The organism is Williamsia sterculiae (assembly GCF_900156495.1).
Taxonomy (GTDB): Bacteria; Actinomycetota; Actinomycetes; order Mycobacteriales; family Mycobacteriaceae; genus Williamsia_B; species Williamsia_B sterculiae.
Map to the genome: position 1 here is coordinate 460,457 of NZ_FTNT01000001.1, position 22,696 is coordinate 483,152.

At 68.8% G+C, this 22,696-nt stretch carries 23 protein-coding genes; 16 read left to right on the top strand and 7 right to left on the bottom strand.

Annotation, left to right across the window (positions count from 1 at the left end; translation table 11 throughout):
- Positions 1-28: 28 nt before the first annotated feature.
- The 5 genes from BW971_RS02015 (at position 29) to BW971_RS02035 (ending at position 3,381) form a co-directional block, all read left to right on the top strand.
- Positions 29-1,336 (top strand): GDSL-type esterase/lipase family protein, encoded by a 1,308-nt coding sequence (locus tag BW971_RS02015; RefSeq protein ID WP_234974179.1) that lies wholly within the window; start codon positions 29-31, stop codon positions 1,334-1,336.
- 86 nt (positions 1,337-1,422) lie between these two features.
- A complete protein-coding gene (locus BW971_RS02020) occupies positions 1,423-2,124 on the top strand; it encodes a hypothetical protein (RefSeq protein ID WP_143690161.1) in 702 nt (233 codons plus the stop codon).
- Positions 2,121-2,519, top strand: coding sequence for a hypothetical protein (locus BW971_RS02025; RefSeq protein WP_076475999.1), 399 nt, complete (start codon positions 2,121-2,123; stop codon positions 2,517-2,519). Before BW971_RS02020 ends, BW971_RS02025 begins: the two co-directional genes overlap by 4 nt.
- The gene (locus tag BW971_RS02030; protein WP_234974180.1) at positions 2,516-3,079 is read left to right on the top strand and encodes a DUF3093 domain-containing protein; all 564 of its coding nucleotides are present in this window, start codon (positions 2,516-2,518) and stop codon (positions 3,077-3,079) included. Before BW971_RS02025 ends, BW971_RS02030 begins: the two co-directional genes overlap by 4 nt.
- The gene (locus BW971_RS02035) at positions 3,076-3,381 is read left to right on the top strand and encodes a hypothetical protein (RefSeq protein ID WP_076476001.1); all 306 of its coding nucleotides are present in this window, start codon (positions 3,076-3,078) and stop codon (positions 3,379-3,381) included. The genes BW971_RS02030 and BW971_RS02035 overlap by 4 nt, the downstream gene beginning before the upstream one ends.
- Here the strand turns inward: BW971_RS02035 and BW971_RS02040 are convergent.
- Positions 3,332-5,464, bottom strand: a complete 2,133-nt coding sequence (locus BW971_RS02040; RefSeq protein ID WP_076476002.1) for an acyl-CoA dehydrogenase family protein — start codon at positions 5,462-5,464, stop codon at positions 3,332-3,334. The genes BW971_RS02035 and BW971_RS02040 overlap by 50 nt on opposite strands.
- A 102-nt stretch (positions 5,465-5,566) precedes the next feature.
- Here BW971_RS02040 and BW971_RS02045 point away from each other — a divergent pair, with 102 nt between their 5' ends.
- On the top strand, positions 5,567-6,130 hold the full coding sequence (locus tag BW971_RS02045) for a dihydrofolate reductase family protein (RefSeq protein ID WP_076476377.1): 564 nt from the start codon (positions 5,567-5,569) through the stop codon (positions 6,128-6,130).
- 54 nt (positions 6,131-6,184) lie between these two features.
- Here BW971_RS02045 and BW971_RS02050 read toward each other — a convergent pair whose 3' ends face one another.
- From BW971_RS02050 to gabT, 3 genes are read right to left on the bottom strand one after another with little or no spacing between them, the layout of a single operon-like run.
- Complete coding sequence (locus tag BW971_RS02050; RefSeq protein WP_076476004.1) at positions 6,185-7,687, bottom strand: NAD-dependent succinate-semialdehyde dehydrogenase; 1,503 nt, start codon at positions 7,685-7,687, stop codon at positions 6,185-6,187.
- Between the two features lie 14 nt (positions 7,688-7,701).
- A complete protein-coding gene (locus tag BW971_RS02055) occupies positions 7,702-9,690 on the bottom strand; it encodes a primary-amine oxidase (protein ID WP_076476006.1) in 1,989 nt (662 codons plus the stop codon).
- The gene (gabT, locus tag BW971_RS02060) at positions 9,687-11,045 is read right to left on the bottom strand and encodes a 4-aminobutyrate--2-oxoglutarate transaminase (RefSeq protein ID WP_076476008.1); all 1,359 of its coding nucleotides are present in this window, start codon (positions 11,043-11,045) and stop codon (positions 9,687-9,689) included. The genes BW971_RS02055 and gabT overlap by 4 nt, the downstream gene beginning before the upstream one ends.
- 128 nt (positions 11,046-11,173) lie before the next feature.
- Between gabT and BW971_RS02065 the strand changes: the two genes are divergently transcribed.
- From BW971_RS02065 to ccsB, 7 genes are read left to right on the top strand one after another with little or no spacing between them, the layout of a single operon-like run.
- The gene (locus BW971_RS02065; RefSeq protein ID WP_076476010.1) at positions 11,174-12,673 is read left to right on the top strand and encodes a PucR family transcriptional regulator; all 1,500 of its coding nucleotides are present in this window, start codon (positions 11,174-11,176) and stop codon (positions 12,671-12,673) included.
- A gap of 16 nt (positions 12,674-12,689) precedes the next feature.
- A complete protein-coding gene (hemL, locus tag BW971_RS02070) occupies positions 12,690-14,066 on the top strand; it encodes a glutamate-1-semialdehyde 2,1-aminomutase (protein ID WP_076476012.1) in 1,377 nt (458 codons plus the stop codon).
- 4 nt (positions 14,067-14,070) lie between these two features.
- Positions 14,071-14,700, top strand: a complete 630-nt coding sequence (locus BW971_RS02075; RefSeq protein ID WP_076476014.1) for a histidine phosphatase family protein — start codon at positions 14,071-14,073, stop codon at positions 14,698-14,700.
- A 23-nt stretch (positions 14,701-14,723) separates the two neighbouring features.
- Positions 14,724-15,299 (top strand): TlpA family protein disulfide reductase, encoded by a 576-nt coding sequence (locus tag BW971_RS02080; RefSeq protein WP_076476378.1) that lies wholly within the window; start codon positions 14,724-14,726, stop codon positions 15,297-15,299.
- Entirely contained in the window at positions 15,299-16,099 is an 801-nt protein-coding gene (locus BW971_RS02085; RefSeq protein WP_200799336.1) for a cytochrome c biogenesis CcdA family protein, read from the top strand. Before BW971_RS02080 ends, BW971_RS02085 begins: the two co-directional genes overlap by 1 nt.
- Positions 16,099-17,841, top strand: coding sequence for a cytochrome c biogenesis protein ResB (resB, locus tag BW971_RS02090; RefSeq protein WP_076476016.1), 1,743 nt, complete (start codon positions 16,099-16,101; stop codon positions 17,839-17,841). Before BW971_RS02085 ends, resB begins: the two co-directional genes overlap by 1 nt.
- A 3-nt stretch (positions 17,842-17,844) precedes the next feature.
- A complete protein-coding gene (gene ccsB / locus BW971_RS02095; protein WP_076476018.1) occupies positions 17,845-18,825 on the top strand; it encodes a c-type cytochrome biogenesis protein CcsB in 981 nt (326 codons plus the stop codon).
- A gap of 40 nt (positions 18,826-18,865) precedes the next feature.
- Here ccsB and BW971_RS02100 read toward each other — a convergent pair whose 3' ends face one another.
- The 3 genes from BW971_RS02100 to BW971_RS02110 all read right to left on the bottom strand — a co-directional run bounded on the left by BW971_RS02100 (position 18,866) and on the right by BW971_RS02110 (position 20,127).
- Entirely contained in the window at positions 18,866-19,327 is a 462-nt protein-coding gene (locus BW971_RS02100) for a helix-turn-helix domain-containing protein (protein ID WP_234974181.1), read from the bottom strand.
- Between the two features lie 132 nt (positions 19,328-19,459).
- Positions 19,460-19,720, bottom strand: a complete 261-nt coding sequence (locus BW971_RS02105; protein WP_327200195.1) for a hypothetical protein — start codon at positions 19,718-19,720, stop codon at positions 19,460-19,462.
- Positions 19,721-19,857: 137 nt separating this feature from the next.
- A complete protein-coding gene (locus BW971_RS02110) occupies positions 19,858-20,127 on the bottom strand; it encodes a BldC family transcriptional regulator (protein WP_076476022.1) in 270 nt (89 codons plus the stop codon).
- Between the two features lie 277 nt (positions 20,128-20,404).
- On the opposite strand from BW971_RS02110, the gene BW971_RS02115 reads away from it, so the two are divergent.
- From BW971_RS02115 to BW971_RS02125, 3 genes are read left to right on the top strand one after another with little or no spacing between them, the layout of a single operon-like run.
- Positions 20,405-20,785 carry a DUF4229 domain-containing protein gene (locus tag BW971_RS02115; RefSeq protein WP_234974182.1) on the top strand — a complete coding sequence of 127 codons (381 nt, stop codon included), beginning with the start codon at positions 20,405-20,407 and terminating at the stop codon, positions 20,783-20,785.
- A gap of 5 nt (positions 20,786-20,790) precedes the next feature.
- Entirely contained in the window at positions 20,791-21,975 is a 1,185-nt protein-coding gene (cds1, locus tag BW971_RS02120; RefSeq protein ID WP_234974183.1) for an L-cysteine desulfhydrase Cds1, read from the top strand.
- A gap of 40 nt (positions 21,976-22,015) precedes the next feature.
- Positions 22,016-22,687 carry an ABC transporter ATP-binding protein gene (locus tag BW971_RS02125; protein ID WP_083709217.1) on the top strand — a complete coding sequence of 224 codons (672 nt, stop codon included), beginning with the start codon at positions 22,016-22,018 and terminating at the stop codon, positions 22,685-22,687.
- Positions 22,688-22,696 lie beyond the last annotated feature (9 nt).

A 22,696-nucleotide genomic window follows, 5' to 3' on the forward strand; every position in this document is an offset into this window, starting at 1 on the left:
CGATCGACGCCCAGAGTACGTTTCCGGCATGCGAATCCGAATGGCCGTCGCCGGAGCCATTGTGTCCGCTCTGATCTCCGGAGTCGGCGTCGCCGCGACCGCACCCGTGAATGCGGCACCCCGTCCGACCTGCGGCACCGGATGGGTCACGGCGTTCGCAGCCAGACCCACCGACCCGACCCTGGCCGACCCGCGGCTGATACCGACCCTGTCTGGTGGGGAGCAATCCTATCGGCTGGTGGTGACCCCGGGAGTCGACGGCACCGAGGTACGAGTGCGCCTCACCAACAGGTTTCGTCCCACGCCTCTGGTGGTCGGCCGAGCAACCCTGGCGCCCAAGGGCAGCGGTGCCAACCTCGTCGGGAATCCGCGGCAGATCACCTTCGGCGGATCGTCGCGGGTCACCATCCCCGCGGGCCGAGACGTGGTGTCCGACCCGATCGCGGGGCCCGTACGAGGTGGTGCGCCGCTGGCGGTCAGCCTGTACGTATCCGGACAGGGCATCGCCCCCACCGGCCATTTCAACGCCAACACCACCAGCTACTACTCGCTGCCGGGCAGTGGTGACGCGACCCGCGACCGTCAGGGCGGACGATTCGCGTTGACCACCACGGCACTGCCGCTGGTCTCGGCGCTCGACGTGGTGCCCACCCGTTCCTCGGCAACAGTCGCGACCCTCGGTGACTCGATCACCGACGGGTACGTGGGCGGGACGTATATCCTGGTCCCGGAGAACGGTGCCGTCACCGACCGCAACGTGCGGTACCCCGATTTCCTGCAACGGAGGCTGACGGCGACGGGGTCCGGCGCTGCGGTGGCCGATGCGGGGATCACCGGCAACCGGGTCACCCGTCCGGGATTCGTCCCCATGTTCGGACCCGCGGCGATCGCGAGACTCGACTCCGACGTCATCGGTCTGTCCGGTGTCAGCGACGTCATCTTCATGGAGGGCATCAACGACCTGGGCATCCCGATCGGGGTCAACTACGAGGACCTGGTTCGCGGTTACACCGACGTCATCAACCGGTTGCATGCCCGGGGGATCCGCGTCCACCTGGGAACGCTGTTGCCCGCGTCCGACGCGTTGTTCGACGGGATCACCGCACCGTTGGCCAACTCGGTCCGGATCCGGCTGAACGGCTGGATCCGATCGCAGAAACTGTCCGATTCCGTGGTCGACTTCGACAAGGTGGTCCGCGACCCACGCAACCCGAACATCATGAACCCGCGTCTGGTGGGCGTGGACAATCTGCACCCCAACCCGGCGGGATACCGGGCGATGGCGCAGGCGGTGAACCTCGGGGCGTTGCGGGCGTCCGGGTGTGGCAGGCCCTGATCGAAGTGGGTCACCCCGAGCAACCACCACCCACACCGGCCGACCCCGCCGACCCGACGCCCTGCTGATCACTATCCTCGGGAGTCATGTATCAGCCAGGGCCACCCGTGCCGCTACCGCCGCACGACCGGCCGCAGCAGAACAGGCCCGATCGACCGACCGGGCTCGCGATCGCGTTCGAGCTGTGGGTGGTGGTCGTGGTCGCCCAGTGGGTCGCGTTCGTGGCGCAGCTACCCGATCTGCGCGCCACCTCACGTGAGGTGGCGCAGCGGGTGAACGACGACACCGCGGCCACGGCCCGCGACGGTGCCGCTCAGGTGCACATCAGCGACACCGTCCTGCTGGTGGCCATGATCATCGTCGGACTGGTCACCACCGCGGTGGTCCTCGGGGCCGCCTGGCTCGGACGATCCGGGTACAACTGGGCGAGGTTGGTCAGCATTTTCTTCGCCGTGTACGTGCTGGTCGACACCGTGTTCCGGTTCTTCTCCGACGCCCGCACCTCGTGGGCGATGATTCCCATCGTCATCGGCGGGGTGGCGGCCCTCGGTGCCCTCTACACCGCCGCCCTGCGGGATTCCGACGCCTACTGCCGAGCGATGAGCGGGTACCGCAAGCAGCAGAAGTCCGGATGGGCCCCGTCGTCCCAGTGGCCCCCGTCCCCGAACTGGCCCTCGCAGCAACCGCCGCCCTATCAGCAGCAACCGCCCCCGTACCAGCAGCAACCGCCCTCGTACCCACCAGGCCGACACGACTCCGACGACCCCGACGACAAGGATCGACGATGACGACCCCAGACAGGCCGGTCCCGCCCATCGCCAAACGGGCCTATTGGTTCTGGATCGCCGGAGCCGCCCTGCTGATCGTGATGGGCGTGGTGTTCCTGATCTTCAGCATCGCCGTGGTGAAGGTGTTCGGCGTCATCGTCATCGTGGTCGGCGTCGGCATCATCCAGATGGCCCGCATGGCGTTGGCTCCCGACCCCCGGTGGCGTTCGTCGCTGGCGGTGCTGACCCTGGCCATCACCCTGGTGTCCACCTTGTTCGCCATGCTCCAACTCGCTTTCGCGATCTTCACCCTGATCGCCGGCCTGCTGACCCTGGTCGGCTCACTGATCGCCTACCGTCCCGCCGCCGAGGAGTTCTTCACCGGCAAGACCCGTAAGGCAGACGGCGCGGCGTGAGCACCGAGCAGCCGACGACGTCGCGCACCCTCTACCGCGAGAACGGCGGCAGCTGGTGGGTGGTCGCCATCGGCCCGGCCCTGGTCGCCGCCACACTGATCGTCGAGATCGCCGGACCCGGCCAGGTGCACTGGCCCGTGCTCTCGATCTTCTTCGTGGTCCTCACCGGATTCTCCGTCGCCCAGGTGTATGCCGCCCGCCGACACGTCAGCATGGAACTGACCGAGACCACCCTGCGGCAGGGCACCAAGGTGATCCGGCTCGACGACATCGCCGAGATCTATCCGGCCAACCTGGGCACCGAACACGAGAAGTGGGAGAGTGCACGCGCGCTGGGTGAGCTCACCGGTGTCCCACGACGCCGCAAGGGGATCGGCGTGCGGCTCGCCGACGGCACGCTGGCACAGGCCTGGGCGCGCGACGTCGACCGATTCCGTACCGAACTCACCGAGGCCCACCTGGCCGTCGAACTCGGCCTCATCGGCGAGAATCCCGGCGGCGAGAAACCCGACGGCCAGAAACCCAACCGTGAGAAACCGTCCCGCGAGGACCCCGAATGACGAGGCGACGCCTCACCATCGCGGTGGCCGTGCTGGTCGCCGCGATGGCCTCGGTGGGGACCGTGCTGGCCTGGATGGCCGGGGTGAGCACCGCGCACTACCCGGAGGTCAGCGACGGCGACACACGCATCGCGGGTGCGTACACCATCACCACGCACGATGGTTCGTGGATGGCGTTGGCCACCCTGGCCGCGGTGATCACCGTGGTCGCGGTGTTCATCGCCGCGCAGGCGGTGTGGCCGCGACGACCACTCAGACGGTGGTCGGATCCGGTCGATTCTCCGGGGTCATCTGCACCGTGAGCAGGCCCTCGGGTACCCCGAAGGCGTCGACCAGGGTGCGCGCGTGCGGACGGAGATCCGCGCACAGATCGTTCACCCCGCGTCGGATGGCCTTGGCCCGCTCCACCGAGACGTGCCGGTGCATCAGGAACCAGTCCAGATCCTGTTCGAGCAGGGAGTAGACGAACAGGTCGCACACCTTGCCGAGCAGTTCGGACGCGGCCCGCGAGTCGCAGTTGTCGATGGCCTCGACGAACGACTCCAACACCACCCGCTCCACATGCGCCTGACCGACCTTGAGCAGGTGATCCTGCGCCGAGTTGAACACCTCGAAGGCGTCGGCGTCGGGTTCGGTGGCTCGTCGCAGCCGTTGCGCGCAGGTGCGCACCAGGTGGTCCTCGCGGTTCCGCAGCAGACGGATCTGCGTACCACGGTTGCTCAGCTCCGACTTCTCGGTGTCCTCGTCGGAGGAGTCCATCAGCGTCTGCACCACCTGGCGTGCCGCGGACTTCTCCAAGAACACGTCGCGAGCCATGTCGGCGATGAACCGGGCCCATCCGACGGTGCTCAGCCCGCGCACATCCTGCGCGTAGGCCGACAACAACTCCTTGGCCAGCAACTGGGTGAGCACCGTGTTGTCACCCTCGAAGGTGGTGAACACGTCGATGTCACCGCGCATGATCGACAGCTGGTTCGCGGCGAGGTATCCGGCGCCGCCGCAGGCCTCACGACAGGTGTTGATCGTGTGCGACGCGTGCCAGGTGGTCATCGCCTTCAACCCGGCGACCAACGCCTCCAGCTCGCGCTGCCGTCCGGCCCTGGAGTCGTCGCCGTCGGAGGCGGTGTCCGGGTTCTGTTCCGGACCGCCCTGCACCTCGTGCAATTCGTTGGTGACCTCGTTCTGGGCGAAGGCCAGCGCGTACGACGTGGCGATCAGCGGCAGCAACCGGCGCTGATGGGCCAGGTAGTCCATGATCGCGATCTCGTGATCGGCGTCAGGGGCCTCGAACTGCTTGCGCGACAACCCGTAGCGGGTGGCGATGGCCAGTGCCTTGCGGCCGGCGGCTCCCGCTGTCGCGGCCACACTGGTGCGACCGCGGATCAGGGTGCCCAGCATGGTGAAGAAACGCCGGTTCTCGTTCTCGATCGGCGAGGTGTAGGTGCCGTCGGCGTCGACGTCGGCGTACTTGTTCAGCAGGTTCTCGCGGGGGATGCGTACCTCGTCGAAGGTGATGCCGCCGTTGTCGACACCCTTCAGTCCGCCCTTGTAACCGTCGTCGTGCGTGGTGATGCCGGGCAGGTCGGCGCCGCTCTCGTCACGGATCGGTACCACGAAACAGTGCACCCCGCGTCCGGTCGGCTCCTCGTCCGGACCACCGGTGACCAACTGCGCGAAGACCGCGGCGATGGTCGCGGTCTGACCGGCACCCCCGATGTACTCCTTGCTGGCGTCGGGGGTCGTCGAGTGCACGACGAACTCCTCCGTCTGCGGGTCGTAGGTGGCCACTGTCTCCAGCGCCTGCACATTGGACCCGTGACCGATCTCGGTCATCGCGAAGCTGCCGAGCAGGTCGAGGTTGATCAGGTCCTTGACGTACCGGTCGTGGTGTCGCTGCGTGCCCAGGTTCTCGATCGCCCCACCGAACAACCCCCATTGCACACCGGCCTTCACCATCAACGACAGGTCGGCGTAACCGAGCATCTCGATACCGGTGATGGCTGCCCCCACGTCGCCGGTGCCACCGTGCTCCGGACGGAAACCTGCGGCGGCGAAATCAAGGTCGGCCAACCGCTTGAGGTGGTCGAACGTGCGTTCCCGAGTCTGCTCCAACGTCAGGCTGGGGTCGGGCAGCAACTCCGGGTCGTCCATCTTCTCCCGTGCGTATTCGCGCAGGTCGTGCCACCGGCCGTCCAAGGTCCGTCGCAGGTTGTCGACCAGTTGCCGGACGTCCGCCGACTCCTGCGTCGGTACCGAGGGTGCTCCCTCCGGATTGCCCGCGTGCGGGACGTCGGAGTTGTCGACGGTGGTGTCCAGGGTCTCGTCGTCGGGGGACCCGTTCTCCGGGGACGAGGGCTTCGGTGTTCCGGCAGCGGTGACGGTCATGGCCCCACGATACGGACACCACTCCGGCGGTGGGGTCCACTCTGTAGTAAGGCTCACACGGACGGTGCGATGAGTTTCTGCACCGTCGCGGGTCAATCCTGCATGCGATCCGGCACTGTCACGTTCAGTATCAACGTCACCCTGGATGGTTGCGTCGACCACGAGGAGGGCATCGCGGACGACGAGACCCACGCGTTCTTCACCCGACTTCTCGACGACTGCGGCGCCATGCTCTGGGGTCGTGTCACCTACGAGATGATGGAGAGCTACTGGCCGTCAGTCGCCCGTGGCGAGGTCGACGCGCCGCCGGCACTGGCCGATTGGGCGCGCACGCTGGACGCCAAGCCGAAATACGTCGTGTCGTCCACACGCAGCGACTTCCCGTGGACCAACAGCCACCACCTCGTCGGCGATCTGCGCACGGCCGTGCGCAGACTCGCGAACACGGTGGCCGGCGGCGTCCTGGTCGGGAGCGGCGCCCTCGCCACCGAGCTGGACCGCCTGGATCTCATCGACGAGTACATGTTCCTCGTCCATCCCAGGATCACCGGCCACGGCCCGACCCTGTACCAGGGCGGATTGCCGAGCACCCGACGCCTCGAGCTGATCTCCGCGGATCCTCTCGCGAACGGCGCGGTCGTGATGCGTTACCGACGGGCGGGCTGACGAGCACGGTTCGCGCCACCCTCCCGGCCGAGGCCCACCGGTCCGTGCCGCGACTCAGCTGGTCAGCGCGACGTATTTGGTGGTGAGGAACTCACCGATCCCCTCGAGTCCACCCTCCCGGCCGAGCCCGGATTGCTTCTCACCGCCGAACGGTGCGGCGACGTCGGAGATCACCCCGCGATTGACGCCCACCAGACCGGTCTGCAACCGATCCGACACCGACAACGCGCGGTCGAGATCGCGGGTGTAGATGTAGGCGGCCAGCCCGTACTCGGTGTCGTTGGCCGCGGCGATCGCCTCGTCGACGGTGCCGAAGGTGCTGATCACCGCCACCGGACCGAAGATCTCGCCGCGGGTGATCTCGGCGCCGACCGGGACCTCGTCGAGAACGGTGGGCGGGTAGAACCAGCCGTCCCCGCCGTGCTGTTCGGCGCGAGCCTGCTCCCCTCCGAGACGGACCCGGGCGCCGTCGGCGACGGCGTCGGTGACCTTCTGCGCCACCGAGTTGCGCTGTTTCTCACTGATCAGGGGACCCAGGGTGGTGCCGTCGGCGTATCCGGGTCCCACGGTCAGCGCCTGCATCCTCGCGATCAACCCATCGGTGAATTCCTCGGCCACCGAGTCGTGCACCAGGAACCGGTTGGCCGCGGTGCACGCCTCGCCGCCGTTACGCATCTTGGCCGCGAACGCACCGTCGAGGGCGGCGTCGAGGTCGGCGTCGTCGAACACGATGAACGGTGCGTTCCCACCGAGTTCCATCGACGTCCGCTGCACATTCGCCGCGGCCTGACCCAGCAGAATCCGACCCACCCCGGTCGAACCGGTGAAGGTGATCTTGCGAATCCTGGTGTCCTCGATCAGCGGAGTGCAGACCGCCGACGCGTCGGACGTAGGCAGCACGGCGAGCACACCCGGCGGCAACCCTGCCTCGGCGAAGATCTTGGCCAGCGCCAACATGGTCAGCGGGGTCTCGGCGGCGGGTTTGACGATGATGGTGTTGCCCGCGGCCAGCGCGGGGCCGATCTTGCGCGTGCCCATGGCCAGCGGGAAGTTCCACGGGGTGATGGCCAGGCAGGGGCCCACCGGCTGGTGGGTGACCAAGATGCGCCCGGTACCACCGGGCGACTGGGTGTAGCGGCCGTTGATGCGCACCGCCTCCTCGGAGAACCAGCGCAGGAACTCCGCCCCGTAGGCGATCTCGGACTTGCTGTCCGGCAGAGCCTTCCCCATCTCCAGGGTCATCAGCAGCGCCAGATCGGCGGCGCGTTCAGTGATCAGGTCGAATGCCGCACGCAGGATCACCGACCGCTCGCGCGGGCTGGTGGCGGCCCAGTCGTCCGCGGCGGCCACCGACTGTTTCAGCGCCAGCATCGCGTCGTCCGGGCCGGCGTCGGCGACCTGGGTCAGTTCCCGGCCGGTGGCCGGGTCGTCGACCACGAAGGTCCGCGCCGTGGCCGCCGTACGCGAGGCGTTGTCGATCCAGATACCCGTGGGCACCGCGTCGAGCAGTGCCCGGTGGCGCTCGACGACATCGTGGTGGACTCCGCTGGTGGTCACTCGGGTGCTCTCCTTCAGTGGTGGTGGGGGTTTGCGCAATGGTCGGATGAGGCGCAGTGGTCCGATGCGGTGGCGACGACGTCGAGCGCAGGGTTGCGGTCGAAGAAGCCGAACGGTTTGAGCCAGAACGACACCGTGTCGACCGGCATCACCGGCCAGTCCTCGGGCCGGGTGATGTGGTGGATACCGAACACGTACCAGAGCACCACGTCGGTGTTGTCGATGGACCGGTTGGCCGCTGTCCACGTGCCGAGCCCCCGGTCGCCTGCCGACTGGTTGACGAATTCGCCCGCGGGCCAACGTTCGTCGGGGTCGTTGGGGGTGACCCACAGGGTGTGGCCGATGACCGTGGCGCGCTGGAACACCGGTGACGCCGGGTCGAACATCGCGGGAATCGCCGAGCCGGGCACGAGCTTGTAGGCCGGGTGCAGACCCAGGTCGGTGGTGCGGTTGGTGTTGACCACCTTCCACGCCCGCTGGGTGTTCCAGTTCATGTCCTGTTTGCCCGCGTCCTCGTCGGTCAGCGCGACGTTGCGCTGCACCAGACCGAGTCCCAGTGGATTGTCCGGTCCCATCGGCTCGATCTCGGTCTCGGAGGAGAACACCGTGTTGTCGGTGCCGTCGACGTCGAGGTCGAGTCGGGCGACCAGGAAGTGCTGGTGGAACGGCGCGTAGGTGCGTTCGTCGACGACGGTGCCGTGCGTGGGTGTGATCCCCGGGCGGAACGGGGTGGTCACCATGATGCCGGTGGCCCGCACCTCGCATTCGATGTTGCCGTCCTGGTAGAAACGCCAGTACACCAGGTACTCGTAATTGGCCACGGTGACATGCGAACTCACGGTGAGTCGGCGCATCCGGCGGACCTCGGCCCCGGCGGGGTGGGGGCCCTCCTGATCGACGTGTTTCCACAGGACGGCGTTGTCCTCCTCGTGGATGCACACGGCGTTGGCGATGGTGTACGGCTCGCCGCGGCTGTTGTGCAGGGTGGCGTCGAGGTAGCGGATCTCGCCGAGGCAGTCACACCCGAGTTCCAGCGAGGTGGTCATGAAACCCAGGCCCCATTCACCGATGTCGAAGGCGGTGCGACGGTAGTGCTCCTCGCTGGGGTCGCGGTAGGGCACCATCATCTCCGCGAACGACATCCGGTGCGCCACCGGACGATCGGTGTCGCCGTCGCGGTAGCTCACGGTGTGCAGGGTCATCCCCTCGCGGTAGTTGAACCCCACCCGGATGGTCCAGTTCTGCCATGTCAGCCGGTGTCCGTCCAGGGTGAACGACGGGCCCTCCGACTGGGTGATCTCCAAGGGCCGCAGCGGTTCCCGATTCCACCCGGCCCGGATGCGTTCGGGAATGTGACGCGGGACGTACTCGCCCATCACCTCGGCGGGCTCCACCGCGCCCTCCGGGGAGTCGGCACTGTCCTCGATCCGCAACAGTTCCATCGTGTTCAGGTCGATGACGCAGTGCAGACCGCTGACCGGATGCGCGTACGGGTTGGCTCCCGGTGCGGCGCGCACCCATGTGTCCGACCAACCCAACCGGCGGTCGCGGTACTCCGGCGGCGCGACGGCCCATCCGTAGGTCCAGGTGTCCATGAACACCAGGTCGAGGTCGGTGATGCCGCGTCGGGCCAACGCCGCGATGACGTCCGGATGCTCCCGGAGCACGGCGTCGCTCTCCTCGAACTCGTCGACGGTCACGTTGGGCTGCACATCGGGCAGGTGCTGGAACGACTCCACGCCGTCGTCGGTCAGCGACACGACGGCCCGGTGGGTCGTGTTGTGGGCCGCGTCCAGACAGATCGCGGTGGCCCGGCGCGGCGGGACGGCACCGGTGGTCGCGTACTCGGCGAGCGCGCTCTTGTCCGGTTCGATCAGTTCGATCGAGCAGAACCGCCATCCCGGGACCGGCCCGGGCACCACTCCCCGGTCGCGACCGAGGATCGCGGCGACGGCGGTGAACTCGTCCGCGGTCAGCGGATCGAGAGGATGCGGCTCGGTCATACGCCGACCGGGGCGGCCACGGAGTGCAGCGACTGCTCGAGCACGTCGATGCCGTCGACCAGCGTCTCGTCGTCGATGACCAGCGGTGGCAGCAGGCGGATCACGTTGCCGAAGGTGCCGGTCACCAGGATCACCACACCGGCTTCCAGCGCCGCCGCGGCGACCTTCTTGGCCAACGCGGGCGCGGGGGTGTCGGTGCCGGGTTCGACGATCTCGATGGCCAGCATCGCCCCGCGTCCGCGGACGTCACCGATCACGTCGAGGTCGTCGGCCAACGTCCGCAGCCGGGGCAGCGCGATCTCCTCGATGTGGTGCGCCCGCGCGTTGAGGTCCAGTTCCTCCATCTCCGCGATGGTCGCCAACGCCGCGGCGCAGGCGACCGGGTTGCCGCCGTAGGTACCGCCGAGACCGCCCGGGTGCACCTTGTCGAGCAGGTCGGCGCGACCGGTGATGGCCGACAAGGGCATACCGCCGGCGATGCCCTTGGCGGTGGTCACGATGTCGGGCACGATGCCCTCGGCCTCGCTGGCGAACCAGGTGCCGGTGCGGCAGAACCCGGCCTGCACCTCGTCGGCGATGAAGACCACACCGTTGTCGCGGGCCCACTCGGCCAGCGTGGTCAGGAAGCCGGGCGCGGGCACGATGAAGCCGCCCTCACCCTGGATGGGTTCGATGAGCAACCCGGCCACCGCCTCGCCACCGATCTGGGTCTCGATCTGACGGATGGCCCGTTTCGCCGCGGACACTCCGTCGGTGCCGAGATCGTCGCGGTACGGGTACGACATCGGCATGCGGTAGATCTCCGGCGCGAACGGGCCGAAGTTGTACTTGTAGGGCTGGGTCTTGGCGGTCAGCGCCATGGTCAGGTTGGTGCGGCCGTGGTACGCGTGGTCGAAGGCGACGATGGCGTCGCGTCCGGTGGCCAGCCGCGCCACCTTGACCGCGTTCTCCACCGCCTCGGCCCCGGAGTTGAACAGCACCGACCGCTTCTCGTGGTCGCCGGGGGTCAGCTCGTTGAGCTTCTCGGCCACGGCCACATACCCCTCGTAGGGCGTGACCATGAAACAGGTGTGGGTGAAGTGGTGGGCCTGTGCGGCCACGGCGTCGGCGACGGCGGGGTTGCTGGCGCCCACACCGGTCACGGCGATACCGGAGCCGAGGTCGATCAGCGAGTTGCCGTCGACGTCCACGATGATCCCGCCGTCGGCGTCGGCGGCGTAGATGGGCACCACCGATCCGACCCCGGCGGCGACGGCGGCCGCGCGCCGCTTCGCCAGCGCACTCGACTCCGGACCCGGTAGCGGCGTCACGAGGTGCCGCTTCTGGGGCAGGCGGTGGCTGATCGTTGCGGTCATCGTGACATCGCTCCTCTGTGTCGGGTGTGCCGGTGGTGGCCGGTGGCTTCAGTGTTCGCGCACCCGGCCCACCCTCGACCCTGACAATCCGGTGTGCCGTGGGCAAGTCGTAGGACAAAATGGAGCCCATGACCGCAACTGTGCGCTGGCTGCTGGGTCGACGCGCGCTGAGCCTGGGTTTGTGCGGCGGCGCTGCCGGACTGGACCGGGAGATCGACTGCGCGTTGACCTCGGAACTCCCGGCGCCGCACGAGTGGTTGTCGGGTGGGGAACTGCTGCTGACCACGGGATTGCGGCTTCCCGACACCGCTGAGGGTCGGCATCGCTATGTTCGGGCGTTGGACCGCACCGGTATCGCCGGGCTCGGTTTCGCGGTCGGGATGGGATTCGACGAGGTGCCCGCCGACCTGATCGCCGCCGCCGAGGAGGTGGGCCTGCCCTTGTTCGCGGTGCCGCTGCAGGTCCCGTTCTCGGCGATCGCCCGCACCGTGCTCGACCGGCTGGCCGAACAGCGATACGACCAGTTCGTCCGCGCCTCCCGCACCCAACCGACCATGACCCGGGCCATCGTCAACGGTGGGACCGCCGGGGTGGTGCGTGCCCTGGGCGACGCCATCGGGCAGACCGTGCTGCTGTACGACGACGGCGGTCACCTGATCACCGCACGGCCGTCGCACCCACCCGCCGACGTGATCGCCACCGCCGACGCCATCCTCGGCCGCGAGCGCGGATCGTCCAGCGGCGTGTCGATCACCGCCGACTCCGCGGTCACCGTCCAACGCATCAGCGTGGGCCGCAGCACCTTCGGTCATCTGGTGGTGGTGGGGGTCACCCCGCCCAGCGACCTCGAGCGGGTGCTGGTCGGTCACGCGACGTCGCTGTTGACCCTGGAGCACGCCAAACCCCGGCAGGTGGCCGCCGAACAGGCGCGGGTGCACGCCGAGCTCCTCGACCTCGCCGCGTCCGGCACCGTCACCCCCGCGATGGCGCGACTGCTGGACCGGGCGGCCGGACGGGACGGTCGCGTGCGGGTGGTGCTGTACGTCTTCGCCACCGACGACGACGCCGAACAGGGTGCCGAGCACCTCACCGCACACCTCGAGGAGCAGTGGCGCGCGGTATTCGTCCGGACCGACGGCCGGGAGGTGTCGGCACTGGTGCACGGTGACGACGGTGTCGGTTTCCTCGACGGGTTGCGCGGCTGGTTCCGCACACCGGGACCCGACGGGGTGCGGGTGCGCGGCGGGCTCGGGCCCGCGGTCGCGGTCACCGAGATCGCGGCCTCGGCGCGCGGCGCGCGGGTGGCCGCGGGCACCGCGCCCGACGGGGAGCTCGTCGACCTCGACACCGAGCGGTCGGTGCTGGCCATCGGCGGTGTGCGGTCGGGATTGCAGGGTGCCTACGCACCCCGCCTCGGTCCGCTGCTGGACGCCGAGCACGCCGACCTGCTGACCACCCTGCGCGCGTACCTGCAGGCCAACGGTCAGTGGGAGGCCGCGTCCCGTGCCGTCGGCATCCACCGGCACACGTTGCGGCAGCGGGTGGACCGGATCGAACGACTGCTGGGCATCGACCTGGCCGACGCCCGTACCCGCGCCGAACTGCTGCTCATCCTGTTGGCCAACTGAACCCCGCACCCGCCGGATGCGGGGTCCGGCGATCGGATTTGGAACACTGGATGTCGTGAGCACCTCGACTCCCGAGACAACCTCCCGTTCGGCCGACCTGTTCGCCCGTGCCGAGACGGTGATACCCGGCGGCGTGAACTCGCCCGTCCGGGCCTTTGCCGCGGTCGGGGGTACCCCCCGCTTCATCAGCAGCGCCGTGGGGTGTCACCTCACGGACGCCGACGACAACACCTACGTCGACCTGGTGTCGTCCTGGGGACCGATGATCCTGGGACACGCGCACCCGGCCGTGGTGGAGGCGGTGCAGCGCGCCGCGTCCACCGGGCTGTCGTTCGGTGCGCCGACCGCCGCCGAGATCGATCTGGCCGAGGCCATCATCGGCAGGGTGGAACCCGTGGAGCGGGTGCGCCTGGTGAACTCCGGCACCGAGGCGACCATGAGCGCGGTGCGGTTGGCCCGCGGCTTCACCGGTCGGACCAAGATCATCAAGTTCTCCGGTTGCTACCACGGGCACGTCGACTCGCTGCTCGCCGACGCCGGGTCCGGCCTGGCCACCTTCGGTCTGCCCACCTCACCCGGGGTCACCGGCGCGCAGGCCCAGGACACGATCGTGTTGCCCTACAACGACCTCGACGCGGTGCGGGCGGCCTTTGAGGCCAACCCCGGTCAGATCGCCGCGGTCATCACCGAGGCCGCGGCAGGCAACATGGGTGCGGTCGCACCCATGCCGGGTTTCAACGCCGGGCTCAAGGAGGTGACCTCCGCCGACGGTGCGCTGCTGATCATGGACGAGGTGATGACCGGGTTCCGGGTCAGCCGCTCCGGGTGGTACGGCATCGATGGGGTCGCAGGCGATCTGTACACCTTCGGCAAGGTGATGAGCGGTGGACTGCCCGCGGCGGCGTTCGGCGGCCGCGCCGACGTGATGGAACGCCTCGCCCCGGCCGGACCCGTCTACCAGGCGGGCACGTTGTCGGGGAACCCGGTGGCGGTCGCGGCGGGACTGGCCAACCTGCGCCACGCCGACGAGAACGTCTACGCCGCCCTGGACAACAACGCCCAACGGCTCGGCGCGCTGATCGGTGAGGCACTGACCGCGGCCGGGGTCGGCCACCGCGTGCAGTTCGCGGGCAACCTGGTCAGTGTGTTCTTCACCTCCGACCCCGATGCCCCGATCCGCGACTACACCGCGGTGAAAAGCACCGAGACCTGGCGGTTCGCCCCCTTCTTCCACGCGCTGCTCGACCGCGGGGTGTACCCGCCGCCGTCGGCGTTCGAGTCCTGGTTTGTCTCCGCCGCGCTGGACGAGGATGCTTTCGGTGTCATCGCCGACGCGATGCCCGCAGCGGCTGCGGCGGCCGCTGCGGCGACCGACCCGCAGGAGGTGAGCTGATCCGATGGAGCGCACCATCGTCCACATGATGCGGCACGGGGAGGTGCACAACCCGGACGGCATCCTGTACGGGCGGTTGCCCAACTTCCGGTTGTCGGAGAACGGTGTGGCGCAGGCCCGGACAGTGGCCGACGTGCTCGCCGGCCACGACATCACCCATGTCTTCGCCTCGCCGCTGCAGCGGGCGCAGGAGACGGCCACCCCCATCGCCGCCGAACACGGCCTGACCATCGAGACCGACGACCGGCTGATCGAGGCCGAGAACGTCTTCGAGGGTCTGCGGATCTCGGTCGGCGACGGCGCCCTGCGGCGCCCCCGGCACTGGGCGAAGCTGCGCGACCCGTTCACACCGTCGTGGGGTGAGCCCTACATCCAGTTGGCCCACCGGATGCTGGCCGCGGCCAACCGCGCCCGCGAGGCCGCCGCCGGTCACGAGGCGGTCTGCGTCAGCCACCAACTGCCCGTGTACACCCTGCGTCGGTTTCTCGAGGGCCAGCGGTTGTGGCACGACCCGCGCTCGCGGCAGTGCGCCCTGGCCTCGCTGACCAGCCTGATGTTCGACGGCGACGCGCTGGTCGACATCGTCTACTCCGAACCCGCCGGATCGTCCGACCCCCTCGCCACCGGGGCCTGATGCTCGCGTCCCGCCCGTGCCGGATGTCGTCGTTCGTCGCGCCACTCGCCGCGATCACCGCCCTGGTGGTCGGCGGCTGCGGCACCGGCGACGACGCAGTGGCGCAGGGGGACACGTTCCAGTTCATCTCCCCGGGCGGCAAGACGGTCATCACCTACGACCCACCCGCCAGCCGTAAGCAGGTGCGCGACCTCACCGGTCCCGACGTCAGCACCGGGCAACCGCTGTCGCTGTCGTCGATGGTCGGCAAGGTGGTGGTGATCAACGTGTGGGGTTCCTGGTGCGCGCCGTGCCGGTCGGAGTCCGACGACCTCGAGCAGACCTACGAACAGACCAAGGGTTCCGGTGTCGCGTTCCTCGGCATCGATTTCCGCGACGACCGGGATTCGGCCAAGGACTTCATCGCCGACCGCGCGATCGCCTACCCCTCCATCTACGACTACCCGGGCCTGCAGCTGGGCAAGCTGACCACCCCCACGTCGGTGGTGCCGACGACGATGGTCGTGGACAAGAAGGGTCGCGCCGCCGCCGTGTTCCTCAAGTCGATCAGCGTCGACGAGCTGAAACCCGTGGTCACCCGGTTGGCGGCCGAACAGTGATGCTCACCCCGCTGGCATCGGTCGGCGAGACGTTCTCCACCACGGTGGCGACCGGTCCGCTGCTGCTGGCCATGGCCGCCTGCCTGGTGGCCGGGCTGGTGTCGTTCGCCTCGCCGTGTGTGGTTCCGCTGGTGCCGGGTTACCTGTCGTATCTGGCCGGGCTGGTCGGCGCCGAGGCGCCACCGGTCCGGGCGGGGGAGAAGGCCGGGTCCGGTCGGGTGCGGGTGGCCGGCGCGGCACTGCTGTTCGTGGCCGGGTTCACCGCGGTGTTCGTCGCCGCCACCGCGACCGTGTTCGGTATCACCGGGTCGATCCTGGTCAACCGCGACCTGCTGCAACGCATCGGCGGGGTGATCACCGTGCTGATGGGATTGGTGTTCATCGGTCTGGTGCCGATGTTGCAGCGAGACACCCGGATGCGTCCGCGGCTGGTCTCCAACCTGGTCGGGGCGCCGCTGCTCGGTGCGGTGTTCGCATTGGGCTGGACCCCGTGCCTCGGCCCCACCCTGGCCGCGGTCATCGCCACCGCCAGCGGCACCGCCGGGTCCACCGCCGCCCGCGGGGTCACCCTCATCGTCGCGTACTGCATCGGCCTCGGCCTGCCGTTCGTCATCCTGGCCTTCGGGTCGGCGTGGGCGTTGCGCACCGTCGGCTGGATGAACGCGCACGCGCGCGCCATCCAGGTGGCCGGTGGGGTCCTGCTCATCGCCGTCGGTGTCGCACTGCTCACCGGCGCCTGGGACGTGTTCGTCGACTGGGTTCGCGACGCCTTCGTCACCGACAACCAATTACCGATCTGATGACCAGCACCGACACCCCGACACGCCCCCAGTCGTCCTCACCGAACCCGCGGCCGGGACCAGTGACCCGACGGCTCTGGTGGCCGGTCCGCAACACCTGGCGTTCGCTCACCTCGATGCGGACCGCGCTGGCACTGCTGTTCCTGCTGGCGTTGGCCGCCATCCCCGGCGCCCTGCTGCCGCAGCGGTCGCTGAACGAGGCGAAGACCGAGCAGTACATCACCGATCACGGGTGGATCGGCCGCACCCTGGACAAGCTGCAGTTCTTCGAGGTGTTCTCCAGCGTCTGGTTCACCGCGATCTACGTCCTGCTGTTCATCTCGTTGGTCGGGTGCCTCACCCCGCGGATGATCGAGCACGCCACGTCGTTGCGGGCGCAGCCGGTGGCCACCCCGCGCAACCTCGGTCGGTTGCCGCGTCACGTCACCCACTCCGTCGAGGGCACTCCCGACGAGGTCGGCGCGACGATCATGGGCAACCTGCGCGGGTGGCGCAAGGTCAGCCGGACCGTCGAGGGGTCCGGCGGGACCACCGCGGACGAGGGTCGATCCGGGGACGTCGTCGAGATCTCCGCGGAGAAGGGTTATCTCCGCGAGTTCGGCAACCTGGTGTTCCACTTCGCGCTGCTCGCCCTGCTGGTCTCCATCGCCGCGGGCAAGATGTTCGGCTACGAGGGCACCCGCATCCTGGTCGCCGACGACGACCAGGGGCTGTGCAACACCTCCACCGCGGTCTATGACTCGTTCCGCGGTGGCAACCTCGTCGACGGAACCGACCTGACCCCGTTCTGCGTGGATGTGAACAGGTTCTCGGCCGCCTACCTCCCCGACGGCCAACCGGACATGTACTCGGCTCAGGTGCGCTACGCGGCCGGTTCCGACCTCGACGCGGGTCGGTACCGCGACACCACGATCAAGGTGAACGACCCGCTCCGCGTGGCCGGCGACCGCGTCTACCTACTCGGTCACGGGTTCGCGCCGACGTTCACGGTCACCTTCACCAATGGTGAGAAGCGCACCCAGACCGTGCCGTTCCGTCCCGACGAGACCGCGACGCTGCTGTCGTCGGGTGCCGCGCGCTTCGACACCCCGGCCGGGCTGTATCCGAACGAAGACCAACGCCGCGACCACCAGGTCGCGCTGGAAGGTCTGTTCGCCCCGACCGCGAGTTTTCAGGGCACGCTGTTGTCGTCGTCCTATCCCGACGCCCGCGACCCGTACGTCGCGATCCGGGTCTACCAGGGCGACACCGGCCTGGACACCGGGCGGCCGCAGAACGTCTACACCCTCGACCAGAACCTCATCAACCAGGGCCGGCTGCTGCAGAAGGCCCAGGTCAACCTGGCGCCGGGACAGAACACCCGACTCGCCGACGGCACCACGGTCTCGTTCGACGGGTACAAGCCGTGGGCCTCCCTACAGGTGTCCCATGACCCCGCGCAGATCTACGTGTTGATCTCGGCCATCGCGATGCTCGCCGGGCTGCTGGTCTCGCTGCTGGTCAAGCGACGCCGGGTGTGGGCGCGGCTGACCCCCGCCGATGCCGACTCGGGATCCGGCGACCGACGACTTACAGTTGTGGAGATGGCCGGGTTGGCCCGCACCGACCAGGCCGGGTGGGGTGAGGGATTCGTCGCCCTCAGCCGCACACTGGTCGGTCTCGACCCAGAAGGCGGTCGAGCCCAGAAGGTCGGTAGAGCCCGGAAGCTCGGTAGGACACGGAAGCCAAGAGTGAGGACCTGACACATGCAGATCGACGAGCACCTCGCGCGGTATTCCGACCTGTTGTTCGGCACCGCGCTCACGATCTACGTCCTCGCGATGGTGATGTTCCTGGCGTCGCTGGCGTCGGTGCGAACCCGCCGGGTGGTGCGCTCCGAGGAACTCGTCGCCGCCGGTGTCGGCGCCGGCCACACATCGCCCGGCCAGGACGTACGCACCCCGGGCAAGCTGGGGCGGCAGGAGCGGACCCCGATCGGCGACCGCTGGGCCAAGATGGCGTTCGCGGTGCTGTTCGTCGGCGTGGCCGCGCATGTGGCGTCGATCGTGATCCGCGGACTCGCCACCCACCGCATGCCCTGGGGCAACATGTACGAGTTCATCTCGTTGTCCTGCGCGGCCGGGGTGATCGCCGGACTGATCGTGTTGCGCAAGACCGATCAGCGACCGTTGTTGTCGTTCGTGCTGCTGCCGGTCTCGTTGCTGATGTTCATCGCCGGCAAGTGGCTCTACACCCAGGCCGCCCCGGTGGTCCCGGCGCTCAAGTCGTACTGGCTGGCCATCCACGTGTCGATCGTGTCGGTGGGATCGGGGGTGTTCCTGGTGTCGGGGGTGGCCAGCGCGCTCTACCTGATCCGGTTGCGCTACCCGAACGCCGGTGACGGTGTCGGCGGCCGCATCCTCGAACGGCTGCCGTCGGCGCAGGCCCTGGACCGGTTGGCCTACAAGACCGTCGTCTTCGCCTTCCCGTTGTTCGGGCTCGGCGTCATCTGCGGGGCCATCTGGGCCGAGTCGGCCTGGGGACGGTTCTGGGGCTGGGATCCCAAGGAGACGGTGTCGTTCATCGCCTGGGTGATCTACGCGGCCTACCTGCACGCGCGAGCCACCGCGGGCTGGCGGAACACCGCCGCGGCGTGGATCAACATCGCCGGTTTCGTGGCGATGCTGTTCAACCTCTTCATCATCAACCTGGTGGTGTCCGGTCTGCACTCGTACGCCGGCCTCTGACCCGCCGGACGGCCGCACCGGCGGCACCGGCCGCGAGCACTCAGTTCCCGCGAGCCGGGTCCTGCTGCTTCATCACCTTCAGTACCTCGATGACCATGTCGATGGTCTCCGGTGAGATCGGCCCGTGCTGGAACGCGGCGAGGTGCGCCCCGGTCTGCGCGGCCATCTGCACGTACTCGCGCTGTTGCTGCACCCTGGCCAGGTCTTCCTCGGGGTCGCTGAGGAAGTAGGTCACGCTGATCCGGAACGCCCGGGAGATCGCCTCCACCGTGCGGAACGACGGTGTCTTGGCCTTACCGGTGCGTAGCTGCGAGATGTAGGCATCACTGAGCGTGTACCCCAGCTCGTTGGCCCGCGCGGCGATCTTCTTGCCGGTGAACGTCATACCGTTCTCGTCCCGAACCGTCTCGAACAACTGGTTCAGACGGTCGGCGAACGACGTGCCGCCCGCAACTTCGTGTGTATGTGTATGTGTGACTGTCACTGGCCCCGACCTGCTCATGTCCCGGCGTCCACCGAGAGCGGGCACCGACTCCCGAATCTTAGCGTCCGCATTCCCGCGTCGCGCGTGAGTGAGCCGGACGGGACGAGCGTGACAGGCGGGACATGAACGTCCCGGCCGACCGTCGGGTGATCAGTCGGAGGCTCCGGGGGCGTCGTCGGGACCGGGGTGCCGGTCGCGGCCGAGCTTCCACAGGAACTCCGGGTCGTCGTCGGGACCGATGGGGGGCCGCTGTGCCTGACGTCGGGTGCCGGTCCGCGGCGTGAGCGCGCGGTCGTCGCGGTCCCGGTCGGGGCCGACGATGCCCTGGGGACCGAACGCCCGCCACGCCAGATAACCCAGCGCGGCGATCCCGACGATGACGAAGATGTAGACCACGATCCAGCCCTCCACACGTGTTCCGTGCGACCACGCTACCCGTTGTCGGGGGCAGGGGTCCTCATCGTCGAGTCGTGACCGATGAGCGAAGGCCGCCGACGGTCAGCCCCTCAACCGCTACTCCGTCGACGGCCCCCGAGTGGTGCGTCGTGTCAGTCCTCGACCTTGCGGTTCAGCAGCGCCACCACGTCGGCCTCACGGAACCGGCGATGGCCGCCCGGCGTACGGATGGCACCGAGGATCCCGGAACTGGCCCAGCGGGCGACGGTCTTGGGATTCACGTTGAACATGGCGGCCACCTGTCCCGGGGTCAGCGTGTGCTGGCTCGCTGCTCGCGGGGTGATCGGGGTGTGCGCGGAAGTGTTGTGCGAGGTGGGGTTCGGCGACACCGAATCGAAGGTGATCGGATCTGAGGCGGTCATCACTACTCCTCTGCAGGCCTGACGGCCGGACAAGTTTGTACGGCGGTACGCGATGGCACCGCACCGTTCATGGACTTGCCCCTGCACTCATGAATACACCCAAAACGCGCTTCTTTCTAATCCGCGACACCGCGCGGATCGCCGTTCGGCCCGAGGATCGGGCCTCGACCTGCGCGTTCATGGTTGTGAGCAGGACGAACTAAATTCTCGCGTCACGCGGGTCGTAGGCTGGGGAACCTGAGAACGAACCGGGCGCGTCGACGTGGCCGGTGCGAACGTGGAGAAGGGATCACGCGGCGTGGACGGTGACGAGACGGACATCTCGGCGCGGCGGACGGACACCCGTCCCGGTTCGGGGGGTCGGTTGGCCCTGGCGCTCGGGATCTACACCGGATTGCGGCTGGCGTTGGTGGTGATCGTCGCGGCGGCGGTGTTCGGTCTCGGCAAGGCCGTGGGTGTGACCGTGCCGTTGTTGGTGGCGATCCTCTTCGGTCTGGTGATCGCCCTTCCGGTGGGGATGGTCGCGTTCAAGAAACCACGCGCCCGGGTGAACGAGGCCATCGCCGAGGTCGACGAGTCCCGTCGGACCAAACGCGCCGACCTCGAGGCGCGCCTGCGCGGTGGCGAGCCCGGCGCGCGTCCCGGCAGCAAGCGCTGACGCGGGTGCCGAGCGCCGCATCGGTGCCCACCCGCATCACCGATCACCGTAGTTCCCGGGCCTGGGTGGACAACGCGGTCCGACTGATCGAAGCCGACGCCCGGCGCAGCGCCGACACCCACCTGCTGCGTTTCCCGCTCGGGGACTTCGCGCGCTGGGACGGGGTCGACGGCGCCGATGCCGGAGTGGATCTGTACCTGAAGGACGAGACCACCCACGTCACCGGGTCGCTCAAACACCGACTGGCGCGGTCGTTGTTCCTGTATGCCCTCTGCAACGGGTGGATCACCGAGAACACCCCGGTGGTGGAGGCGTCGTCGGGGTCGACGGCGGTCTCCGAGGCGTACTTCGCCGATCTCATCGGGGTGCCGTTCGTTGCGGTGATGCCCGCGAGTACGTCGCCGGAGAAGATCCGCCTGATCGAGCGTCGCGGAGGGCGATGCCACTTCGTGCATCGCGCCGGTGACATGTACTCCGAGGCCCGCCGTCTGGCGGGGGAACTCGGCGGACACTTCATCGATCAATTCACGATGGCCGAACGCGCGACCGACTGGCGCGGCAACAACAACATCGCCGAGTCCATCTACACCCAGATGGCCCAGGAGCGTTATCCCGTTCCGACCTGGGTGGTCGTGGGGGCGGGGACCGGCGGGTCCTCGGCGACCATCGGTCGCTACCTGCGATATCGGCGGCACGCCACCTGGCTGGCCGTCGCCGACCCGGAGAACTCGGTGTTCGCCCCGGCCTATCGGTCTCCCGACGATGTGGGCCCAGATGGCCTGTTGAACACCGATGGCCTGCCACACACCGACGCCGGCGGGCGACCCGGTTCGCGGATCGAGGGTATCGGTCGACCGCGCGTCGAACCGTCGTTCATCTCGCAGGTCATCGACGCGATGATCGAGGTGCCCGACGCGGCGTCGATCGCCACCGCCCGACGGGTCAGCGACGTGCTCGACCGTCGCGTCGGCGGATCCACCGGCACCAATCTGTGGGGTGCCTTCGCGCTGATCGCCGAGATGATCGCCGACCGTCGGGCGGGCAGTGTGGTGACCCTGCTCTGCGACAGCGGTGACCGCTACGCCGACACGTACTTCGACGACGGCTGGGTGGCCGCGCAGGGCCTGGACCTCGGTGCCGCCGATGCCGTGGTGCGGCGCTTCCTGACCGACGGGTCCTGGCCGCGGTGACGGGTTCGCCACCACGGGCGCCGGGGTCGCGGTGAGCGCACTGGTGCAGGCGACGGATCTGGTCCGCGAATACCGGCTCGGCGAGGCGACCGTGCGCGCCCTCGACGGTCTGAGTCTGGAATTGGACGGCGGCCAGTTCGTCTCGGTGGTGGGTCCCTCGGGCGCGGGCAAGTCGACGTTGTTGCACGTCCTTGGGGCGCTCGACGTACCCGACTCGGGGTCGATCGTCGTGGACGGCGCCGACCTGGCCGGTCTGGACGACGACGCGCAGTCGCGGTTCCGGCGTCGGCGGGTCGGGTTCATCTTCCAGTTCTTCAACCTGGTGCCCACCATGTCGGCCTGGGAGAACGTGGCGCTGCCGCGACTGCTTGACGGCAGCCCCCTGCGGGCGCAACGAGCCGAGGCGGTGGCCCTCCTCGACCGGGTCGGGTTGGGCGCGCGGGTCGACCACCGGCCCTCGGAACTGTCCGGTGGGCAGATGCAGCGGGTGGCGATCGCCCGGTCGCTGATCATGAACCCGAGGGTGGTGCTGGCCGACGAACCGACCGGCAACCTCGACTCCCACACCGGTGACGCCGTCCTGGAACTGCTGAGTGATGTCGCGCACGACGGGGCCGGCCGGTTGGTGGTGATGGTCACCCACGACCCCCACGCCGCGCGGGTCGCCGACCGCACGGTCGAGGTGCGCGACGGTCGCGTGGTGGCGTCGTGAGCGGGACCG

Bases quoted from the DNA above. Each gene is read 5' to 3' on its own strand.
- BW971_RS02015 (WP_234974179.1), top strand. From the start codon at position 29: ATGCGAATCCGAATGGCCGTCGCCGGAGCCATTGTGTCCGCTCTGATC.
- BW971_RS02020 (WP_143690161.1), top strand. From the start codon at position 1,423: ATGTATCAGCCAGGGCCACCCGTGCCGCTACCGCCGCACGACCGGCCG.
- BW971_RS02025 (WP_076475999.1), top strand. From the start codon at position 2,121: ATGACGACCCCAGACAGGCCGGTCCCGCCCATCGCCAAACGGGCCTAT.
- BW971_RS02035 (WP_076476001.1), top strand. From the start codon at position 3,076: ATGACGAGGCGACGCCTCACCATCGCGGTGGCCGTGCTGGTCGCCGCG.
- BW971_RS02040 (WP_076476002.1), bottom strand. From the start codon at position 5,464: ATGACCGTCACCGCTGCCGGAACACCGAAGCCCTCGTCCCCGGAGAAC.
- BW971_RS02045 (WP_076476377.1), top strand. From the start codon at position 5,567: ATGCGATCCGGCACTGTCACGTTCAGTATCAACGTCACCCTGGATGGT.
- BW971_RS02055 (WP_076476006.1), bottom strand. From the start codon at position 9,690: ATGACCGAGCCGCATCCTCTCGATCCGCTGACCGCGGACGAGTTCACC.
- gabT (WP_076476008.1), bottom strand. From the start codon at position 11,045: ATGACCGCAACGATCAGCCACCGCCTGCCCCAGAAGCGGCACCTCGTG.
- BW971_RS02065 (WP_076476010.1), top strand. From the start codon at position 11,174: ATGACCGCAACTGTGCGCTGGCTGCTGGGTCGACGCGCGCTGAGCCTG.
- hemL (WP_076476012.1), top strand. From the start codon at position 12,690: ATGCGGGGTCCGGCGATCGGATTTGGAACACTGGATGTCGTGAGCACC.
- BW971_RS02075 (WP_076476014.1), top strand. From the start codon at position 14,071: ATGGAGCGCACCATCGTCCACATGATGCGGCACGGGGAGGTGCACAAC.
- BW971_RS02080 (WP_076476378.1), top strand. From the start codon at position 14,724: ATGTCGTCGTTCGTCGCGCCACTCGCCGCGATCACCGCCCTGGTGGTC.
- BW971_RS02085 (WP_200799336.1), top strand. From the start codon at position 15,299: ATGCTCACCCCGCTGGCATCGGTCGGCGAGACGTTCTCCACCACGGTG.
- resB (WP_076476016.1), top strand. From the start codon at position 16,099: ATGACCAGCACCGACACCCCGACACGCCCCCAGTCGTCCTCACCGAAC.
- ccsB (WP_076476018.1), top strand. From the start codon at position 17,845: ATGCAGATCGACGAGCACCTCGCGCGGTATTCCGACCTGTTGTTCGGC.
- BW971_RS02100 (WP_234974181.1), bottom strand. From the start codon at position 19,327: ATGAGCAGGTCGGGGCCAGTGACAGTCACACATACACATACACACGAA.
- BW971_RS02110 (WP_076476022.1), bottom strand. From the start codon at position 20,127: ATGACCGCCTCAGATCCGATCACCTTCGATTCGGTGTCGCCGAACCCC.